Genomic DNA, 19210 nt, shown 5'->3' with positions numbered 1-19210 from the left:
TTACTTAGACGGTTGTTTTTTTATGGAGTAACATCCAAACGTCTTTACTAGAAACAGGTTTGCTAATAAAGAATCCTTGAATGTGATCACAATTTTGTCTATGTAAAAATTCCCATTCTTCTTCCGTTTCTACACCTTCTGCAATCACTTCTAAATTTAGTTCTTTTGATAGTGTAATAATGGAAGAGACAATTGCTTCTTCTAAAGGGCTAGTTGTAATTCCACAAATAAACTCTCGAGCAATTTTTAATGTGTTGATTGGATATTTTGTTAAATAAGCTAAAGAACTATAACCAGTTCCAAAGTCATCGATTGAAATTTGAATACCAAGATTTTGAAGTTGTTCTAGTTTTGCAACTACAGATTGATTTTGATTAATTGCGATGCTTTCCGTAATTTCAATATCTAGTGCTTCTGGTTTCAGTTCTGTTTCTTCCAACACCTTTGAAATAGTTGGGATTAAATCTGCATGGTTAAATTGAACAACAGATAAATTCACACCAACTTTTAAGTGAGAAAAACCTTGATTATGCCATCTTTTTGCCTCTAAACAGGCAGTACGTAAAATCCAATTACCAAGTTCAATAATAAAACCAGTTTCCTCTGCTAGGGGGATAAATTGGGCCGGAGATACGATACCGAGTTTTGGATGCTTCCAACGTATTAATGCTTCAAAACCGATAATTTGTTTTGTTTTTGTGCTTACTTGTGGCTGGTATTCAAGGAAAAATTCATTTTGTTGTAATGCTTTTGAAAGTTCACCTTCTAAGAATTGAATTTCATTTTGAGCGATACTCATTTCTTTTGAGAAGAAAACAAATCTGTTTTTTCCATTTGCTTTCGCACGGTACATAGCCATATCAGCATTTTTCATTAACTCATTTACATCAGTTCCATAATCAGGGTACATCGCAATTCCGATACTTGGTGTAATAGAGAGTTCTTCGCCTTGAATGAAGAATGGTTTGTTTAAAATAGTTAAAATCTGTTCAGCTATAAAAATTGCACTTTTTTCTGAGTACATTTCTGGTAATAGAATTGTAAACTCATCTCCACCTTGGCGAGCGACGACATCTTTTGAACGCAAGCAACCGCGTAATCTTTTTGCTACTTCAATTAATAATAAATCTCCGACGTCATGACCAAGTCTATCGTTAATTTTTTTAAATCGATCTAAATCAAGAAATATGACGGCGACATCATTGGCGTTAGTTTGAGCTGTATTTAAAATGGCTTTTAAATCTTTTTCGAACTTTCGGCGATTTGGTAATCCAGTAAGTGCGTCGTGAAAGGCTAAATGTTCTACTTGTTTTTGTTTTTCATATAAAGTGGTAATATCACGCGCTATCCCAAACATTCCGACCACTTCTTTGTTTATAAAAGTAGGGATAAGTGTAATATGGAGATAATAATAATAGCCTTCTTGTTCTTTTGTACGAACTTCTAACGTTTGTGGCCTACCTTCCTTTGTAATTTGTAAAGCCTTCTTTAGTAGTTCGTGGTCTTTTGAATCAATGAAGTGTACCAGAGAATAGCTTGCCACTTCGCAATAATAGGCAGTAAATAAGCTTTCGCATGCCTTATTAGATTGTTGAAAAATGCCATTCATATTTAAAGAGAAAACGGCATCGGGATGATCTTCGAATAAAGATTTATAACGTTGTTCACTTTTTGATAATGCAAATGCACCTTCTTCAACTTCATCCTCTAGTTGTGTAGTCAACTGTTCATATGTATGGATTAGTGCTTGATTATCTTTCCACATGTAAAGTTGCCGCAAGAATAACAAAATAAGTGATAATACGAGACCGATTAACATGAACTTATCATCCCAAGGTTGAATGATAATAAAAGAAAAAGTAATAATTATACTAAAATAAGGTAGTATAAAACGTACATAATCGAATCGATAATATTTTGCTTTCGTTTCATGCTGCATTGGTTTATCTAAAATATATAGTATGGAAGAAAGTCCAATTAATAAAATAGAAGCAGTGTGTATTAAATAATTAATTTCAGCAGAAGTTTTCATCCCAAAATTCAATTGAAATAGATGAATATAACCGTATACGAGTATAATAGTGAAACCAATAATTAATGCGATTCTACTAGAAGAATATTGTTCTCTTCTATATAGGCTAATAACGGCGTAAATTACTAATGATTGTGCAATGAAATACCCAATTAAAATCCAAGTATCCTTTGTTAACATGCGGAAACTTGAAAGATCTAAGATAAAAGTTAAGGTGAAATAAATGTTCATAATAATAATAAAGATGCTATCGAATGAAAATTGCGAAAGCCCCTTAATAGAGTAATTCTTTATAAACTTTATAGCAAATCCAACAAAGAGCAAAATATATTGTATGATAAAAAAAGGCAATGCTTTATATGAAAATATAGATTGATCATGTATGGAAAGTGAACTAAGAAATAGGGTTATCTCCATAACTAATCCACATAGGCAAGTACATAGTAATAAAATCCAAAATAGTTTATCACTGCGTTTCATTTTCTTAATAGCTTTATATAAACAGTGGCAAGAAAAAAGTGCAGCGAAACAGAATAAGAAAAGAATCCCAATTTCCTTTATATGCGACTCATTTGGAATAAAGAGTATCCAAAGAGCAAATATAGATATGTATATTATGACAAATTGTACATACTTTTTTTGACTAATCATATTATGACTCCGTTTCAATAAAGTTGAATCTCGGGGGAATGCTAATTTAAATAATAGCATATAAAATAGGATGTTTTTTACTATAAAAATTACTTTTTTGAAAAAATGGTGCAAAGTTACAATTTACCACTGTAACTTTGCACCACTTATTCTTTTAATTCCTCTTATAGCAGAAAGTTCATCTATTAATTGGAATAGTGCTAAGTCTTTTTGTTTACTTTCAATCATAATATCGAAATTATGATTGTTTTTTTTTGCAACGTGTAAGAAGGGCTTGATAAACTCTAAATCGATATATTCAGCATGAGCCCTAAATTCTTTTTCCGATCTCGGGGAGGAAATGTGAACTTTAGGAGAGATATTTGTATGTGACCAAGTTTCAAAAATTGCAGGAAGCAACTCTTCTAGTGGTTCCTCGCAAAGATTGGCCATATGATGATGATAATCAAATACAAATGGGATATTTTCTTTTTGGCAAATTGATAAAGTTTCAGAAGTTGTATATGTTTTATCATCGTTTTCAAGAGTCATTTGTTTTTTTATATGTGCAGGAAGTTTTTTTATGTTTTCACGGAAGCGCTCGATTGCCTTTTCTTTATTTCCATAGGCTCCACCTACATGAATATTAATGTAAGAGGAATCTGCAATGCCTATAGCATCTAATACTTTATAATGATAAGTCATATCCGTAATAGCGTTAGTAGTAATATGTGGCTTGTCGCTTGTAAATAGCGTAAATTGATTTGGATGAAAACTTATTCGTAAATTGTGTTCTTTAATTAAAGCTCCTATTTTACGCCAAAGTGGTGTAAATACCCCAATATAGTCAAACTCGACTTCGGGATGTGTTGCAAGTGGGACGATTGAAGACGATAGGCGATATAGTGGGATTTCATGCGCTATATTGTAATGTAGGATACGTATTGTGTGCTCTAAATTTTGCTTTATAACATGGTACAGTTTGTCTTCTCGCTCTTGCTTGCTGAGTTTCTTAAAGCTTGTAAACGTCATTGTTTTGGCAGGAGAACAGTCCCAGAGTGCCATTGCATGTGAGACATATCCAAACCGCATAATCATATAAGCTACACCTCTTTTATTCATTGTCTTTCCTATAAAAAGAAAGCAAGCATTGTTCCAATCCATTCCTTTCCTCTATCGATAAGAGAAGTTGGGTTTACGTCGCTATAGGAAAGTATGGATGCATTCTTTAGGTCTTCATGGAATTTATTTTTTACTGTTTGAACGAAATGTTTACTATATAACAGGCAGTTTATTTCATGGTTAATATATAAACTTCTCATATCAAAGTTTGCTGTTCCGATATCACAAATATCATCATCCACTATAATAATTTTGGCGTGAAAAAAACCTTGTTGAAATGCATAAATATTGCAACCAGCCTGTATTAATTTTCGGCAGTACGGGAATTTGGCTTCTCGAACGAGAGGGTGATCAGCTTTTTCTGGAACAAGAATTGTGATTTGAACCCCTCTTTCTCTTGCTTTTAATAAGGCATTCATAATTTTTTTTCCAGGAATGAAATATGGTGTACCGATACAGATTTCTTTTTTTGCTCCGTTAATTAAATGTAAAAAAGTATGCTGTAAATAAGCACCATCAGTCGGAATAAATTGATGCAGTATGGTACCTGGGTTTTGTTTTGGAAAATAAAGAGAAGCATCCAATAAATTCTGTTTCGTATCATCAAACCAGTCATGCAAAAATTGCTTTTGTAAATCTTGAACCCCTTCTCCTGTAAGACGTAAATGATAGTCTCGCCATAATCCTAGATATTCATTATGCCCCAGATACTCTTCGCCGATATTAAATCCCCCGATATAGCCAGTTTTCCCATCAATCACTGTAATTTTTCTATGGTTTCTTTGATTAGCAGAAAAGAAAGGCAGAGGAAATTTTACCTTATGACAAAATGAAAAAGATACACCGTGTTTTCGCAGGGAGCGAATAGCTTCGTTTGATAAATAATGGCTGCCAAATCGATCAAGTAAAAGTCGTACTTCAATTCCTTCCTGAGCCTTATCAATCAACAACTTTAAAAATTCGCGACTGATTTTATCATTTTTTACAATGAAGAATAAAATATGAATGTGGTGCTGTGCTTGTTTTATATCAGTAAATAAAGCGTCATATAAATCTTTCCCGTATGTATAAAGGTGAAAATCACTTTGACGTAAAGGGAAAGTGCGAGAGCTTACCCGTTTTAAATGAAGAAATCTCCCGTATGAAAGATCAATTATAATCCAAAGAGCAACGGATATTAACAAAAGAGATAAGTAGAGCATCAGTGAATTCCCTCCTTCGCATTCTTTTCACCTTCAGTGTGTTACAAATGATACGGGTAGCACGGCTGTTATTATAAATTTCATCAGATGATAGTATGTTGCACTGATTAAAGTTTCACTTTATCCCGCTTTAACGGGCAGTAAGCCTCTCACCTCAAAAACTGGTGGATAAGTAGAAGTTAGTTTGGAAATCAACTGCCCGTAAAAGCCCTACTGATTAAAGTTTCACTTTATAGTTTCACCGAAATAAACAGCTTTATGAAAAAATGTGTTGTTCTATAACAAAAAACTGTTGACTGAATGCTCACTCATTATATAATGGGGATAGGGGATATAATTCAGAAAATTATATATTTTTGAAGATTCAAAAAAAGAAAGAGGGCTTACAAAGAGAGGGGTAGCATAAAAATGAATAGCTTACTGATCATTAATTGGCTGGCTGCCATTGCTGTTATTGCTTATGCAGGATATTTGTTTGTATATCTTATACGGACGAGAATGGCCTACATACAATTAGGAAAAAAAATTGAATTTGACCGTCGTTTTAAAGAGCGTTGGGATCTCCTTAAGGTCAATGTTTTCGGTCAGAAAAAGCTGCTGAAAGATAAGAAAAGCGGCATCATTCACGTTATGTTCTTTTACGGATTTATTCTTGTCCAATTTGGAGCAATTGACTTCGTTTGGAAAGGACTCGCACCAGGATCACATCTTCCACTTGGACCACTATACCCTGCATTTACATTCTTCCAGGAAATTGTCACACTTGTTATTTTAATTGCAGTATTTTGGGCTTTTCATAGACGTTATGTAGAAAAGCTTGTTCGTTTAAAACGTAACTTCAAATCAGGTCTTGTTCTTATCTTTATCGGTGGCTTAATGATTTCTGTGCTACTTGGTAACGGTATGGGACTTATATGGCATGGCGAGGAGCTTTCATGGAGTGAACCAATCGCTTCTGCAATCGCTTACGTTTTTAGCGGGATAAATGAAACCGTAGCCATTTCAGTGTTCTATTTTTCTTGGTGGGTGCATTTACTAATTTTGTTAACGTTTTTAGTCTATGTTCCACAATCAAAACATGCGCATTTAATTGCGGGACCAGCTAATGTATTCTTCGGTCGTCTTTCAAACCCAGGGAAGCTTGAAAAGATTGATTTTGAAGATGAAACGCAAGAAACATTTGGTGTTGGTAAAATTGAAGACTTTAGACAAAATCAACTTATTGACTTATACGCTTGTGTAGAGTGTGGTCGTTGTACAAATATGTGTCCGGCAACAGGAACAGGAAAAATGTTATCGCCGATGGACTTAATTTTAAAACTTCGTGATCATTTAACTGATAAAGGAGCTGCGGTAACATCAAAAGCACCGTGGGTTCCAGTAGTTGCCTTCAATAATACACAAGGAAATCAGTTAGCGATGATGGCAGCTGGAAAAGGACAACAAGAATCAGCGGCTACAACTCTCGCTTACGATCCGAGTTTAATCGGAGATGTTATTACAGAAGAAGAGATTTGGGCATGTACAACGTGTCGTAACTGTGAAGATCAATGTCCAGTTATGAATGAGCATGTTGACAAAATTATTGATTTACGTCGATATCTCGTTTTAACAGAAGGAAAAATGGACGCGGAAGCACAACGCGCGATGACAAATATCGAGCGTCAAGGGAATCCGTGGGGTCTGAACCGTAAAGAGCGTGAAACATGGCGCCAAGGTGATGACGAAGTAACAGTTCCAACTGTAAAAGAAAAATCAAAAGCTGGGGAGGAATTCGAGTATTTATTCTGGGTTGGTTCAATGGGATCATACGACAATCGTAGTCAGAAGATTGCGATATCGTTTGCGAAGTTAATGAACGAAGCAGGCATTTCATTCGCAATTCTCGGTAATAAAGAAAAGAATTCTGGAGATACACCACGCCGCCTTGGAAATGAATTTGTATTCCAAGAGATGGCGACAAAGAATATCGAAGAATTTGAAAAGGCAGGAGTGAAGAAAATCGTTACGATTGATCCTCATGCTTATAACACATTTAAAAATGAGTATCCGGACTTTGGCTTGCAAGCAGAAGTCTATCATCATACAGAATTGTTAGCTCAGTGGGTGAAAGAAGGGCGCTTAAAGCCTGTTCACGCTATTGAAGAAACAGTTACGTACCATGATTCCTGTTATTTAGGAAGATACAACGAAGTGTACGAAGCGCCACGTGACATTTTGAAAGCGATTCCTGGAGTGAATCTTGTAGAAATGGCACGTAACCGTGAAACTGGAATGTGCTGTGGCGCAGGTGGTGGCTTAATGTGGATGGAAGAAACAACAGGTTCTCGTATTAACGTTGCTCGTACAGAACAAGCATTAGCTGTACAGCCATCCATTATCGGTACAGGTTGTCCATATTGCTTAACGATGATCAGTGATGGAACGAAAGCGAAAGAGGTAGAAGAGAAAGTTCAAACTCTTGATGTGACAGAGATTTTAGAACGATCTGTTATCGGACAGAAAAAAGAAGCGATGTAGTTTATAAGAATGTATACAACTTTAGAAAGAGGTGCAATGATTGCACCTCTTCTCAACGTAGGGATACCGAGCGAGCGCTCAGTGTTAAAAAAAGAAATGGGGGAAAGAAACATGAGTAAAACAGTTATTTTAAGTGCTGCAAGAACACCAGTTGGAAAATTTGGAGGATCTTTAAAAGATGTAAAAGCGACGGAACTTGGAGGAATTGCAATTAAAGCAGCGCTTGAAAGAGCAAATGTTGCGGCTAGTGATGTTGAAGAAGTTATATTTGGAACGGTTATTCAGGGGGGACAGGGGCAAATTCCATCGCGTCAAGCTGCAAGGGCTGCTGGAATCCCTTGGGAAGTGCAGACGGAAACAGTGAATAAAGTTTGTGCATCAGGACTTCGTGCGGTTACGTTAGCGGATCAAATTATTCGTACTGGCGATCAATCACTGATTGTAGCTGGCGGTATGGAGTCGATGAGTAACAGTCCTTACATTTTACGCGGAGCAAGATGGGGATACAGAATGGGCAACAACGAAGTTATTGATTTAAACGTTGCTGACGGTTTAACATGCGCATTTTCAGGTACACACATGGGTGTTTATGGTGGAGAAGTTGCGAAGGAAGATGGAATTTCTCGCGAAGCACAAGATGAATGGGCATATCGTAGCCATCAGCGTGCGGTTTCAGCGCATAAAGAAGGACGTTTTGAAGAGGAGATCGTGCCAGTAACGATCCCGCAAAGAAAAGGCGATCCTATTGTCGTTGCAAAGGATGAGGCGCCACGTGAAGATACAACGATTGAAAAGTTAGCAAAGTTAAAACCTGTATTTGATAAGGAAGCGGCGGTGACAGCTGGTAATGCGCCAGGACTAAACGATGGTGGTGCCGCACTTGTGTTAATGAGCGAAGACAGAGCGAAGCAAGAAGGAAGAAAGCCATTAGCGACAATTTTGGCGCATACAGCAATTGCAGTGGAATCTAAAGATTTCCCAAGAACGCCAGGTTATGCAATTAACGCATTGCTTGAAAAAACAGGCAAGACAATTGAAGACATCGATTTATTCGAGATTAATGAAGCATTTGCAGCGGTAGCAATTGCAAGTACAGAAATCGCAGGAATTGATCCAGAAAAATTGAATGTAAATGGCGGCGCGGTAGCGATGGGCCATCCAATTGGAGCAAGCGGAGCGCGCATTATCGTTACGCTAATCCATGCACTTAAGCAGCGCGGCGGCGGAATTGGAATTGCATCGATTTGTAGCGGTGGCGGTCAAGGGGACGCAGTGATGATTGAAGTTCACTAATTAAAGTTCGAGGGTATAAAATTTATTAACAATTAAGGGGGAAGAAAAAATGGGTGTACAAAACATTGTTGTAATTGGTGCAGGGCAAATGGGATCAGGAATTGCACAAGTATGTGCAATGGCAGGATATGACGTGAAGGTACAAGATTTAAAACAAGAGCAATTAGATAGAGGATTGGCTATCATTACGAAAAACTTAGCGCGCCAAGTAGAAAAAGGACGCATGAAGGAAGAAGAGAAGGAAGCGACATTAAATCGTCTTACAGTAACGCTTGATTTAGATTGTGTGAAAGAAGCGGATCTTATTATTGAAGCAGCTGTTGAGAAAATGGATATTAAAAAGAAAATCTTTGCGAATCTAGATGAAATTGCTCCAGAACACGCAATTTTAGCGACAAATACGTCATCTCTGCCAATTACAGAAATTGCAGCGGTAACGAAGCGTCCGGAAAAAGTAATCGGCATGCACTTTATGAATCCAGTTCCAGTTATGAAGCTTGTTGAGATTATTCGTGGTTTGGCTACAGATGATGCAGTATATGAAGCAATTGAAGATATTACGAAAAAAATTGGGAAAGTGCCAGTTGAAGTAAATGATTTCCCAGGTTTTGTATCAAACCGCATTTTGCTACCGATGATTAACGAAGCAATTTATACGTTATACGAAGGTGTAGCGACGAAAGAAGCAATTGATGAGGTCATGAAGCTTGGTATGAACCATCCGATGGGGCCTTTGACACTCGCTGATTTTATCGGTTTAGATACGTGTTTATACATTATGGAAGTGTTGCATGAAGGATTAGGAGATAGTAAATATCGCCCATGTCCGTTATTACGTAAGTATGTAAATGCAGGATGGTTAGGGCGTAAAACAGGTCGTGGATTCTACGTTTACGAATAAATGCCCCTTTTGTTACAAAATAGTGGTCTTACCAAATTATTTAAAGGATATATAGCAAATGGAGGCGGAATATATGAACTTTCGTTTTAATGAAGAGCAGCAAATGATGAGGAAAATGGTTCGGGATTTTGCACAGAAGGAAATTGCTCCCTTTGTTCCTAGTATGGAACAAGGGGTGTTCCCGAAAGAGATTTTGCAAAAGATGGGTGAGCTTGGATTAATGGGTATTCCAGCGCCTGCAAAATACGGCGGGGCAGAAATGGATTTTATTTCTTATATTCTAGCCATTGAGGAAATCTCAAAGGTAAGTGCAACAGTTGGTGTAATTTTAGCTGTACATACGTCAGTTGGAATGAATCCGATTTTATATTTCGGAACAGAAGAACAGAAGAAAAAATATGTTTCTAAACTTGCAACCGGGGAATATTTAGGCGCATTTGCTTTAACAGAGCCAAATGCAGGATCAGATGCAGGGAGTTTGAAATCAAGAGCTGTCAAAAAAGGTGATCATTATATTATTAATGGATCGAAAGTGTTTATTACAAATGGTGGTGAAGCAAGTACATACATTGTATTCGCTTCTACAAATCCAGAGGCAGGAAAAAGTGGTATTTCTGCATTTATAGTAGAGAAAGATACACCTGGTTTAATCATCGGAAAAGATGAACATAAGATGGGGCTCCTTGGTTCTCGTACAGTACAACTTACTTTTGAAGATATGAAAGTGCCAGCGGAGAATTTACTTGGGGAAGAAGGACAAGGATTCAAGGTGGCGATGGCGAATTTAGATGTTGGGCGAATTGGAATCGGTGCACAGGCGTTAGGAATTGCTGAAGCGGCGCTTGCATGTGCGATTGATTATGCAAAAGAACGAGAACAATTTGGGAAACCAATTGCGGCGCAGCAAGGGATTGGCTTCAAGCTTGCAGATATGGCAACAAGTGTCGAAGCGGCAAGGTTACTCGTATATAGAGCGGCGTCTCTTAGGGCACAAGGATTACCATGCGGTAAAGAAGCATCTATTGCGAAATTATTTGCTTCTAAGACAGCGGTTGAAGTCGCGATTGAGGCGGTGCAAGTATTTGGTGGTTACGGTTATACGAAAGAATATCCAGTAGAACGATTTTTCCGGGATGCGAAAATCACGCAAATATATGAAGGAACAAGTGAAATACAGAAACTTGTTATTAGCCGTGCTTTATAAAAGGGCGAGGGGGAGACGGAGATGCATTTTAAACTATCAGAAGAACATGAAATGATAAGAAAAATGGTTCGAGATTTTGCTAAAAATGAAGTAGCACCAACAGCAGCTGAGCGTGATGAGGAAGAGCGATTTGATCGAGAGTTATTTGATCAAATGGCAGAGCTTGGTTTAACCGGTATTCCATGGCCTGAAGAGTACGGTGGAATTGGAAGCGATTACTTAGCTTACGTAATTGCGATTGAAGAATTATCTCGAGTTTGTGCTTCAACAGGTGTAACACTATCTGCGCATACTTCACTTGCGGGATGGCCAATTTTTAAATTTGGGACAGAAGAACAAAAGCAAAAGTTTTTACGACCGATGGCTGAAGGGAAGAAAATTGGTGCATACGGCTTAACGGAGCCAGGATCTGGATCGGATGCTGGTGGAATGAAGACAATCGCAAAGAGAGATGGCGACCATTATATTTTAAATGGATCAAAAATTTTCATTACAAATGGCGGTATTGCTGATATTTATGTTGTTTTTGCGCTAACTGATCCTGAATCGAAGCAGCGCGGTACGAGTGCATTTATTGTAGAAAGTGATACACCGGGATTTTCAGTTGGGAAGAAGGAGAGCAAGCTAGGGATTCGCTCTTCACCAACGACTGAAATTATGTTTGAAGATTGCCGTATTCCTGTAGAGAATCTACTTGGAGAAGAGGGGGAAGGGTTTAAAGTTGCGATGCAAACATTAGATGGAGGTCGTAACGGTATTGCGGCGCAAGCTGTTGGTATTGCACAAGGGGCTTTAGATGCTTCTGTAGAATATGCAAGGGAGCGCCATCAATTTGGAAAACCAATTGCGGCGCAGCAAGGGATTGGCTTTAAACTTGCGGATATGGCAACAGATGTAGAAGCGGCACGCCTTTTAACATATCAAGCGGCTTGGCTTGAATCAGAAGGGCTTCCGTATGGAAAAGAGTCAGCGATGTCAAAAGTATTTGCAGGAGATACAGCGATGAGGGTGACGACTGAAGCGGTGCAAGTATTTGGTGGTTACGGTTATACGAAAGATTATCCAGTAGAGCGTTATATGCGAGATGCAAAGATTACACAAATATACGAAGGAACACAAGAGATTCAGAGGCTTGTAATTTCTCGTATGTTAACGAAGTAGGGACGAAAGCGTAGGTATTTTCCTACGCTTTTTCCTTCCAAAAAATAATAGAGAGAGGTGAAGGGAATGGTTAAACATAATGTACATGCATCGGTGAAAGATGAAAAATTAGTTGCGTTAAGACGTGAGCAAATGATTAAAGGTGCGGTGCAACTGTTTAAACAAAAAGGATTTCCGCGTACAACAACGAGAGAAATTGCAAAAGCGGCTGGATTTAGTATAGGGACACTTTATGAGTACATTCGTACAAAAGATGATGTGTTGTATTTAGTTTGTGATAGTATATATGAACATGTAAAAGAACGATTAGAGGAAGTAGTGTGTACAGAAAAAGGGAGTATAGAAAGTTTAAAGATAGCAATAACGAATTACTTTAAAGTGATGGACGAGTTGCAGGAAGAAGTATTGATAATGTATCAAGAGGTACGCTTTTTACCAAAAGAATCACTTCCGTATGTATTAGAAAAGGAGTTTCAAATGGTAGGAATGTTCGAGAATATTTTAGAACAGTGTACGGAAAATGGAACATTTACATTAAATAAAAAAGAAATACAGCTTCTTGCCCATAATATTTTTATACAAGGACAGATGTGGGGATTTAGACGCTGGGCGCTGCAAAAACTGTATACGCTCGAAGAATATACAGAAATGCAAATTAGGTATGTATTGCAAGGGGCCCATATGCTTCCGAAATAAGGGACAGACAAATTATTAATTTTATTACCTTATAAAAGTTTCCCGTTTTTTTTGTAGCATATTTGTGCGACTTTTGTTTATAATGAATAGTATGGATTTTTTTAAGCAGGCCGTTATATATAAGGTTATATTTGATGAAAGGAAGTGCCGCATAAGTGGATTTTAAGCAATATTCACCAGAAGAGCTAAAAGAATGTTCAATGATTGAAGTTGTACATAGCGTTTTAGGGGATAAAAAACAAGCAACGACATTCAACGAGTTGGTTCAAGAAATCGCTCAAGTGCTGGGACTATCTCAAGAGCAAGTTAATGCGAAACTCGCACAATTTTATACAGACTTAAACATCGATGGACGTTTCATTAATTTAGGAGAAAATCGTTGGGGACTACGCAGCTGGTACCCATATGAGCAAATTGATGAAGAAATCTTACCGCAGCCAAAACCGAAGAAGAAACGTAAAGTTGAGGAAGACGGTTTTGACGACTACATTGAAGAAGATGAAGATGACTTTGACGATGCAGACGGAAATGCAGACGATGACGAAGATGATGTAGAAGATTTGGACAAGGTTCTTGAAGATGAAGACGGAGATGACGACGATCTTGATGATTTAGAAGAAGATGAAGACGACGACTTCGCTGAAGAAGAACTTGAGTATGATGAAACTGAAGAAGAAGAAGAGGAAGAACTGTAGTTCTTGACTTTTCATTATCGTCCATGTAGAATCATTTTTGGGCTCTTTAAAAAAGGACGATAATACTTTTAAAGTGTAAATATAAAAGAAAATTGCTCCCTACTTATTACTTTATGTGATGAGGGGAGCAATTTTCTTTTTTGTTTTTTGTTTAGAAAATAAAAAGAGTCTAACAATAAGATGGATACAGTGTTATCTACATACGTTGCGCTTTGCAACGGTGATTATATAACAGCAAAATAGAAGGGAGCTTTTTCATGACTAAGTATATTTTTGTAACAGGCGGTGTAGTATCGTCTTTAGGAAAAGGTATTACAGCAGCATCTCTTGGAAGACTTTTAAAAAATCGTGGTTTAAACGTAACGATTCAAAAGTTTGATCCATACATTAACGTAGACCCAGGGACTATGAGCCCATATCAACACGGTGAGGTATTCGTAACAGATGATGGCGCAGAAACTGACTTAGACCTTGGTCACTATGAGCGTTTTATCGACATTAACTTAAACAAATACAGCAACGTAACAACAGGTAAAATTTACTCTTCAGTTCTTCAAAAAGAGCGTCGCGGTGAATATTTAGGAGGAACGGTTCAAGTTATTCCTCACATCACTAACGAAATTAAAGAACGCGTATATCGTTCTGGTCGTGAAACAAATGCGGATGTTGTTATTACAGAAATCGGTGGAACTGTTGGTGACATCGAGTCTCTACCATTCTTAGAAGCAATCCGTCAAATTAAGAGCGACATCGGTCGTGACAATGTAATGTACATTCACTGTACGTTAATCCCGTACTTAAAAGCAGCGGGTGAAATGAAAACAAAACCAACACAACATAGCGTTAAAGAACTTCGTAGCTTAGGTATTCAACCAAACATTATCGTTGTTCGTACAGAAATGCCTGTTTCTCAAGATATGAAAGACAAGCTTGCATTATTCTGTGATATCGATACAAAAGCAGTTATCGAAGCTCGCGATGCAGATACTTTATATGCGGTTCCATTATCTCTTCAAGAACAAAACATGGACCAAATCGTTTGTGATCACTTAAAATTAGACAATCCAGCTGCAGATATGACAGAGTGGACTGCGCTAGTTAACAAAGTACGTAACCTTTCTAAGAAAACAAAAATCGCTCTTGTTGGTAAATATGTAGAACTTCAAGATGCATATATTTCTGTTGTAGAAGCACTTCGTCATGCTGGTTACTCATTCGACACAGATGTAGAAGTAAAATGGGTAAATGCTGAGCACGTAACAGCAGAAAATGTACAAGAATTAGTAGGAGACACAGATGGTATCCTTGTACCAGGTGGCTTCGGCGATCGTGGTGTAGAAGGTAAAATCGTTGCGATTCAATATGCTCGTGAAAACAAAGTTCCATTCTTAGGAATTTGCTTAGGTATGCAACTTGCATCAATCGAATTCGCACGTAATGTATTAGGTTTAGAAGGTGCTAACTCTTCTGAGATCAATCCTGATACGCCATATGCAATCATTGACTTATTACCAGAACAAAAAGATGTAGAGGACTTAGGTGGTACACTTCGTCTTGGTCTATACCCATGTAAGCTTGCTGAAGAAACAAATGCTTACAATGCTTATAATGAGCCGGTTGTATATGAGCGTCATCGTCATCGTTATGAGTTCAACAATCAGTTCCGTCCGGATATGGAAAAAGAAGGATTTGTATTCTCTGGTACAAGCCCAGACGGCCGTCTAGTTGAAATTATTGAATTAAAAGACCATCCTTGGTTCGTAGCAGCACAGTTCCACCCAGAACTTGTTTCTCGTCCAAACCGTCCACAACCATTGTTCCATGACTTCGTAAGAGCTTCTATTACGAATAAAGAGAGCAAGTAATAAAAAAAGCGCCTGAAATAAGGCGCTTTTTTTAATATTCATTTAACATTTCATCGATTGTGAATTTGATCCCGTGATAAGCAAATAAAGCTACTATTAAACTTGGGAACCCGTAGCGATTACCTTCATCGTCTGGAATAAGACCTTTTAACAGTTTTGTATCAATATGTACGTCTGTATATCGTTCGAGTGATTCCGTACCTTCTTGAAGAGCAGAAATGCCGACAATAGAGTGTCCCTCTTCTTGTAGTTTTTTTGCAATTTCTACAACCGCTTCATCTGTTGAAAAACGGCTAATAAGAAGTACACGATCCGCAGAGGTTACTTCTGCTTCTTTACCATTTTCAAATAAGCGTTTTGCTTGCTTCATTGGTTCAGCACCGAATAGTGCCTCGGCAACAACGCCCTCCATTTCATTTGTACCATATAAATAAATGAAACCATCGCCAACTAGTGCTTGAGCAAGTAAACGAGCGCTATCTTCTATATTCATTTCTTCTTTTTGAGAAATTTTGGAGAAATAACCACTTAATTGAGTTGAAAAAATTTTTAACATAATATTACTCCCTTCGTACGTGCTTGCCGGCTTTCATTATAGTTTATTTTTTTAGAAAGGTGAAATCGTAGGGTAGCATAACAAAATAGGAAACGGTAAAATAAGAAAGAATAGGAAGGAATTTGCCAAAGAATAGCGAAAATAAATCGTTAAGATATAAGAAGCTTTAAATCTTGTACTTACACAGAAAGGTTGGGAATTATGGAAGGTAAAATTTTAATTGTTGATGATCAATATGGGATTCGTGTGTTATTACATGAAGTGTTCCAAAAAGAAGGTTATCAGACATTCCAAGCAGCGAATGGATTTCAAGCTTTAGATATCGTGAAAAAAGATAATCCAGATTTAGTAGTGTTAGATATGAAAATTCCAGGCATGGATGGTATAGAGATTTTAAAGCATGTAAAAGAAATTGATGAGAGTATTAAAGTCATTTTAATGACTGCTTATGGAGAGCTTGATATGATCCAAGAAGCAAAAGATTTAGGAGCTTTAATGCATTTTGCTAAACCATTTGATATTGATGAAATTCGTCAAGCTGTGAGAAATGAGCTCGCTGTAGAGGCGTAAAAATGAATTTTTTATAAAAAATATGGAAAAAAGCGTTTACATGGACTATTGTGCAGGTGAATACGGTTGAGTTTTTGAGTACAAGTTGTTATCCTATTGAGTGTAGAAAAAAGTCCGGTATGTAGATATACATATTTTACCTTATTCTGGTCATACTACCAGCGATAAGAACTTATCGGATACAAAAAACGTTTTTTAGGAGGATTCACCATGCCTTTAGTTTCTATGAAAGAAATGCTAAACAAAGCACTAGAAGGAAAATACGCAGTTGGTCAATTCAACATGAACAACTTAGAGTGGACTCAAGCTATCTTAGCTGCTGCGGAAGAAGAAAAATCTCCTGTAATCCTAGGTGTATCTGAGGGTGCAGCTCGTCATATGACTGGTTTCAAAACAGTTGTAGCTATGGTTAAAGCTTTAATCGAAGAAATGAACATCACTGTTCCTGTAGCGATTCACCTTGACCATGGTTCAAGCTTCGAAAAATGTAAAGAAGCAATCGATGCAGGTTTCACATCTGTAATGATCGACGCTTCTCACCACCCATTCGAAGAAAACGTTGAAACTACTAAACAAGTAGTAGAATACGCACACGCTCGTAACGTATCTGTTGAAGCTGAGCTTGGAACAGTTGGCGGACAAGAAGACGACGTAATCGCTGAAGGCGTAATTTACGCTGACCCAGCAGAGTGTAAGCACCTTGTTGAAGCAACAGGTATCGATTGCCTAGCTCCAGCTTTAGGTTCTGTACACGGTCCTTACAAAGGTGAGCCTAACTTAGGATTCGCTGAAATGGAACAAGTTCGTGACTTCACTGGCGTACCTTTAGTATTACACGGTGGTACTGGTATCCCAACTGCTGATATCGTAAAAGCTATCTCTTTAGGTACTTCAAAAATCAACGTAAACACTGAGAACCAAATCGAGTTTACAAAAGCTGTTCGTGAAGTATTAAACAAAGACCAAGAAGTTTACGATCCTCGTAAATTTATTGGACCTGGCCGCGACGCTATTAAAGCAACTGTTGCTGGTAAAATGCGTGAGTTCGGTTCTAACGGTAAAGCGTAAGAATAAAATTCCGTTTTGGAAACCGTCTAGTCTTTTAGACGGTTTCCTTTCGTTGTATAATGAAAGCGTGAACAAGTCGAAAGATTTTATCATTTTTGGTTTTTAAATAGAAAATAATGTGCATAGTCCTATTAATAAATGTGATAACGTATCTAAATTGATAAAGTGAATTCGATGAATAGTTGATCTTTATCTATTCGTGCTACAGGAGAAATGGAGATAATGGTTTCCTATTTATTGAGTTTTGGGATGGAAAGAGTAATTGAGATTCTTAAGGGGAGCTTTCTATGAAAAGATAGAAAGTAAATACATTCACAAGAAGGGAGCTCAATATGGAAAAATTGCTAATTGAAGGCGGAAGAGCTTTAAATGGAACAATTCGAGTAAGCGGTGCAAAGAACAGTGCCGTTGCATTAATTCCAGCGACAATTTTAGCAGATACTCCAGTAACTATTGGTGGTGTCCCTAATATTTCGGACGTGAAAATGTTAGGCGACTTACTAGAGGAAATTGGAGGGAAAGTAACTTATGGACAGGAGGAAGAGATGGTAGTCGATCCTTCTAACATGGTTGCAATGCCTTTGCCAAATGGAAAAGTGAAAAAATTGCGTGCTTCTTATTATTTAATGGGTGCGATGCTTGGCCGTTTTAAAAAAGCTGTTATTGGGCTTCCGGGTGGATGTCACTTAGGACCGAGGCCGATTGATCAGCATATTAAAGGGTTTGAAGCGCTAGGTGCACATGTTACAAATGAACAAGGTGCCATCTATTTAAGAGCAGATGAACTACATGGAGCACGTATTTATTTAGATGTTGTTAGTGTGGGGGCTACGATTAATATTATGCTAGCAGCTGTACGAGCAAAAGGTAGAACTGTTATTGAAAATGCAGCGAAAGAGCCCGAGATTATTGATGTAGCTACATTGTTAACAAGCATGGGAGCACGTATTAAAGGTGCTGGTACAGATGTAATCCGAATAGATGGTGTGGACTCTTTACATGGTTGTCACCATACTATCATCCCAGATCGTATTGAAGCTGGTACGTATATGATTCTAGGAGCTGCATCAGGAGGAGAAGTAACGGTTGATAACGTTATTCCTCAGCATTTAGAATCAGTTACTGCTAAGCTAAGAGAAGCTGGTGTTCAAGTTGAAACGAATGATGATCAAATTACAGTGAACGGTAATAGAAAGTTAAAAGTAGTTGATATCAAAACGCTTGTATATCCAGGTTTTCCAACAGATTTACAACAGCCTTTTACGACGCTTTTAACAAAAGCACATGGGACGGGAGTTGTAACAGATACAATTTACGGTGCCCGTTTCAAACACATTGATGAATTACGTCGTATGAATGCTCAAATTAAAGTAGAAGGTCGTTCGGCAATTGTAACTGGTCCTGTGTTACTACAAGGTGCAAAAGTGAAGGCGAGTGATTTACGAGCGGGAGCGGCACTTGTTATTGCAGGGTTAATGGCAGATGGAATTACAGAAGTAACAGGACTTGAGCATATTGATCGAGGTTATGAGAATATAGTGGACAAGCTTAAAGGGCTTGGAGCAAACATTTGGCGAGAACAAATGACAAAACAAGAAATTGAAGAGATGAAGAACGCATAAGTGATACTTCCGTAAGGGGGAAGCGAAGCATCACTACTTGCGGAAGTACACTTTATAGAAAAACACGGTTCAC

Annotated in this window: 15 protein-coding genes; 11 read left to right on the top strand and 4 right to left on the bottom strand. The window is 37.7% G+C overall.

From position 1 onward, the window contains the following. Nucleotides 1–4: 4 nt before the first annotated feature. The 3 genes from IBT51_RS15010 to cls form a co-directional block, all read right to left on the bottom strand. Entirely contained in the window at nt 5–2683 is a 2679-nt protein-coding gene (locus IBT51_RS15010) for a DUF4084 domain-containing protein (RefSeq protein WP_200458675.1), read from the bottom strand. A gap of 123 nt (nt 2684–2806) precedes the next feature. Then, on the bottom strand, nt 2807–3760 hold the full coding sequence (uvsE, locus tag IBT51_RS15005; protein WP_200458676.1) for a UV DNA damage repair endonuclease UvsE: 954 nt from the start codon (nt 3758–3760) through the stop codon (nt 2807–2809). 32 nt (nt 3761–3792) lie between these two features. Further along, nucleotides 3793–4986 carry a cardiolipin synthase gene (cls, locus tag IBT51_RS15000; protein ID WP_144465593.1) on the bottom strand — a complete coding sequence of 398 codons (1194 nt, stop codon included), beginning with the start codon at nt 4984–4986 and terminating at the stop codon, nt 3793–3795. A gap of 408 nt (nt 4987–5394) precedes the next feature. Between cls and IBT51_RS14995 the strand changes: the two genes are divergently transcribed. From IBT51_RS14995 to pyrG, 8 genes are all read left to right on the top strand, one after another. After that, complete coding sequence (locus tag IBT51_RS14995) at nt 5395–7506, top strand: (Fe-S)-binding protein (RefSeq protein WP_001086772.1); 2112 nt, start codon at nt 5395–5397, stop codon at nt 7504–7506. 9 nt (nt 7507–7515) lie between these two features. Beyond that, nucleotides 7516–8799 carry an acetyl-CoA C-acetyltransferase gene (locus IBT51_RS14990; RefSeq protein WP_120459809.1) on the top strand — a complete coding sequence of 428 codons (1284 nt, stop codon included), beginning with the start codon at nt 7516–7518 and terminating at the stop codon, nt 8797–8799. A gap of 49 nt (nt 8800–8848) precedes the next feature. Next, the gene (locus tag IBT51_RS14985) at nt 8849–9700 is read left to right on the top strand and encodes a 3-hydroxybutyryl-CoA dehydrogenase (protein ID WP_000538874.1); all 852 of its coding nucleotides are present in this window, start codon (nt 8849–8851) and stop codon (nt 9698–9700) included. A gap of 73 nt (nt 9701–9773) precedes the next feature. Next, on the top strand, nt 9774–10904 hold the full coding sequence (locus IBT51_RS14980) for an acyl-CoA dehydrogenase (protein WP_001011175.1): 1131 nt from the start codon (nt 9774–9776) through the stop codon (nt 10902–10904). Between the two features lie 21 nt (nt 10905–10925). After that, nucleotides 10926–12065, top strand: a complete 1140-nt coding sequence (gene acdA / locus IBT51_RS14975) for an acyl-CoA dehydrogenase AcdA (RefSeq protein ID WP_088022147.1) — start codon at nt 10926–10928, stop codon at nt 12063–12065. A gap of 66 nt (nt 12066–12131) precedes the next feature. Then, a complete protein-coding gene (locus tag IBT51_RS14970) occupies nt 12132–12761 on the top strand; it encodes a TetR/AcrR family transcriptional regulator (RefSeq protein ID WP_000238599.1) in 630 nt (209 codons plus the stop codon). Nucleotides 12762–12916: 155 nt separating this feature from the next. Further along, nucleotides 12917–13456 (top strand): DNA-directed RNA polymerase subunit delta, encoded by a 540-nt coding sequence (gene rpoE, locus IBT51_RS14965; protein WP_053563307.1) that lies wholly within the window; start codon nt 12917–12919, stop codon nt 13454–13456. Nucleotides 13457–13713: 257 nt separating this feature from the next. Beyond that, nucleotides 13714–15321 carry a CTP synthase gene (gene pyrG, locus IBT51_RS14960; protein WP_000170461.1) on the top strand — a complete coding sequence of 536 codons (1608 nt, stop codon included), beginning with the start codon at nt 13714–13716 and terminating at the stop codon, nt 15319–15321. Nucleotides 15322–15352: 31 nt separating this feature from the next. Here the strand turns inward: pyrG and IBT51_RS14955 are convergent, their stop codons facing one another. Continuing rightward, on the bottom strand, nt 15353–15877 hold the full coding sequence (locus IBT51_RS14955) for a DUF2529 domain-containing protein (RefSeq protein WP_200458677.1): 525 nt from the start codon (nt 15875–15877) through the stop codon (nt 15353–15355). A 201-nt stretch (nt 15878–16078) separates the two neighbouring features. On the opposite strand from IBT51_RS14955, the gene spo0F reads away from it, so the two are divergent. The 3 genes from spo0F to murA all read left to right on the top strand — a co-directional run bounded on the left by spo0F (nt 16079) and on the right by murA (nt 19137). Beyond that, complete coding sequence (gene spo0F, locus IBT51_RS14950; protein WP_000398594.1) at nt 16079–16447, top strand: sporulation initiation phosphotransferase Spo0F; 369 nt, start codon at nt 16079–16081, stop codon at nt 16445–16447. Between the two features lie 210 nt (nt 16448–16657). Continuing rightward, nucleotides 16658–17515, top strand: coding sequence for a class II fructose-bisphosphate aldolase (locus IBT51_RS14945; RefSeq protein ID WP_001131856.1), 858 nt, complete (start codon nt 16658–16660; stop codon nt 17513–17515). A 332-nt stretch (nt 17516–17847) separates the two neighbouring features. Then, a complete protein-coding gene (gene murA, locus IBT51_RS14940; RefSeq protein ID WP_000413248.1) occupies nt 17848–19137 on the top strand; it encodes a UDP-N-acetylglucosamine 1-carboxyvinyltransferase in 1290 nt (429 codons plus the stop codon). Nucleotides 19138–19210: the final 73 nt, after the last annotated feature.

The organism is Bacillus sp. S71, assembly GCF_016625265.1.
Lineage (GTDB): Bacteria > Bacillota > Bacilli > Bacillales > Bacillaceae_G > Bacillus_A > Bacillus_A cereus.
The sequence above is the reverse complement of the archived record's forward strand: the minus strand, read 5'-3'. Positions and strand labels throughout refer to the sequence as shown.

Coding starts and splice junctions, on each gene's coding strand:
- IBT51_RS14970 (WP_000238599.1), top strand. CDS start 12,132: ATGGTTAAACATAATGTACATGCATCGGTGAAAGATGAAAAATTAGTT.
- uvsE (WP_200458676.1), bottom strand. CDS start 3,760: ATGATTATGCGGTTTGGATATGTCTCACATGCAATGGCACTCTGGGAC.
- IBT51_RS14995 (WP_001086772.1), top strand. CDS start 5,395: ATGAATAGCTTACTGATCATTAATTGGCTGGCTGCCATTGCTGTTATT.
- IBT51_RS14980 (WP_001011175.1), top strand. CDS start 9,774: ATGAACTTTCGTTTTAATGAAGAGCAGCAAATGATGAGGAAAATGGTT.
- acdA (WP_088022147.1), top strand. CDS start 10,926: ATGCATTTTAAACTATCAGAAGAACATGAAATGATAAGAAAAATGGTT.
- spo0F (WP_000398594.1), top strand. CDS start 16,079: ATGGAAGGTAAAATTTTAATTGTTGATGATCAATATGGGATTCGTGTG.
- IBT51_RS14945 (WP_001131856.1), top strand. CDS start 16,658: ATGCCTTTAGTTTCTATGAAAGAAATGCTAAACAAAGCACTAGAAGGA.
- pyrG (WP_000170461.1), top strand. CDS start 13,714: ATGACTAAGTATATTTTTGTAACAGGCGGTGTAGTATCGTCTTTAGGA.
- murA (WP_000413248.1), top strand. CDS start 17,848: ATGGAAAAATTGCTAATTGAAGGCGGAAGAGCTTTAAATGGAACAATT.
- IBT51_RS15010 (WP_200458675.1), bottom strand. CDS start 2,683: ATGATTAGTCAAAAAAAGTATGTACAATTTGTCATAATATACATATCT.
- IBT51_RS14985 (WP_000538874.1), top strand. CDS start 8,849: ATGGGTGTACAAAACATTGTTGTAATTGGTGCAGGGCAAATGGGATCA.
- IBT51_RS14955 (WP_200458677.1), bottom strand. CDS start 15,877: ATGTTAAAAATTTTTTCAACTCAATTAAGTGGTTATTTCTCCAAAATT.
- cls (WP_144465593.1), bottom strand. CDS start 4,986: ATGCTCTACTTATCTCTTTTGTTAATATCCGTTGCTCTTTGGATTATA.
- IBT51_RS14990 (WP_120459809.1), top strand. CDS start 7,516: ATGTATACAACTTTAGAAAGAGGTGCAATGATTGCACCTCTTCTCAAC.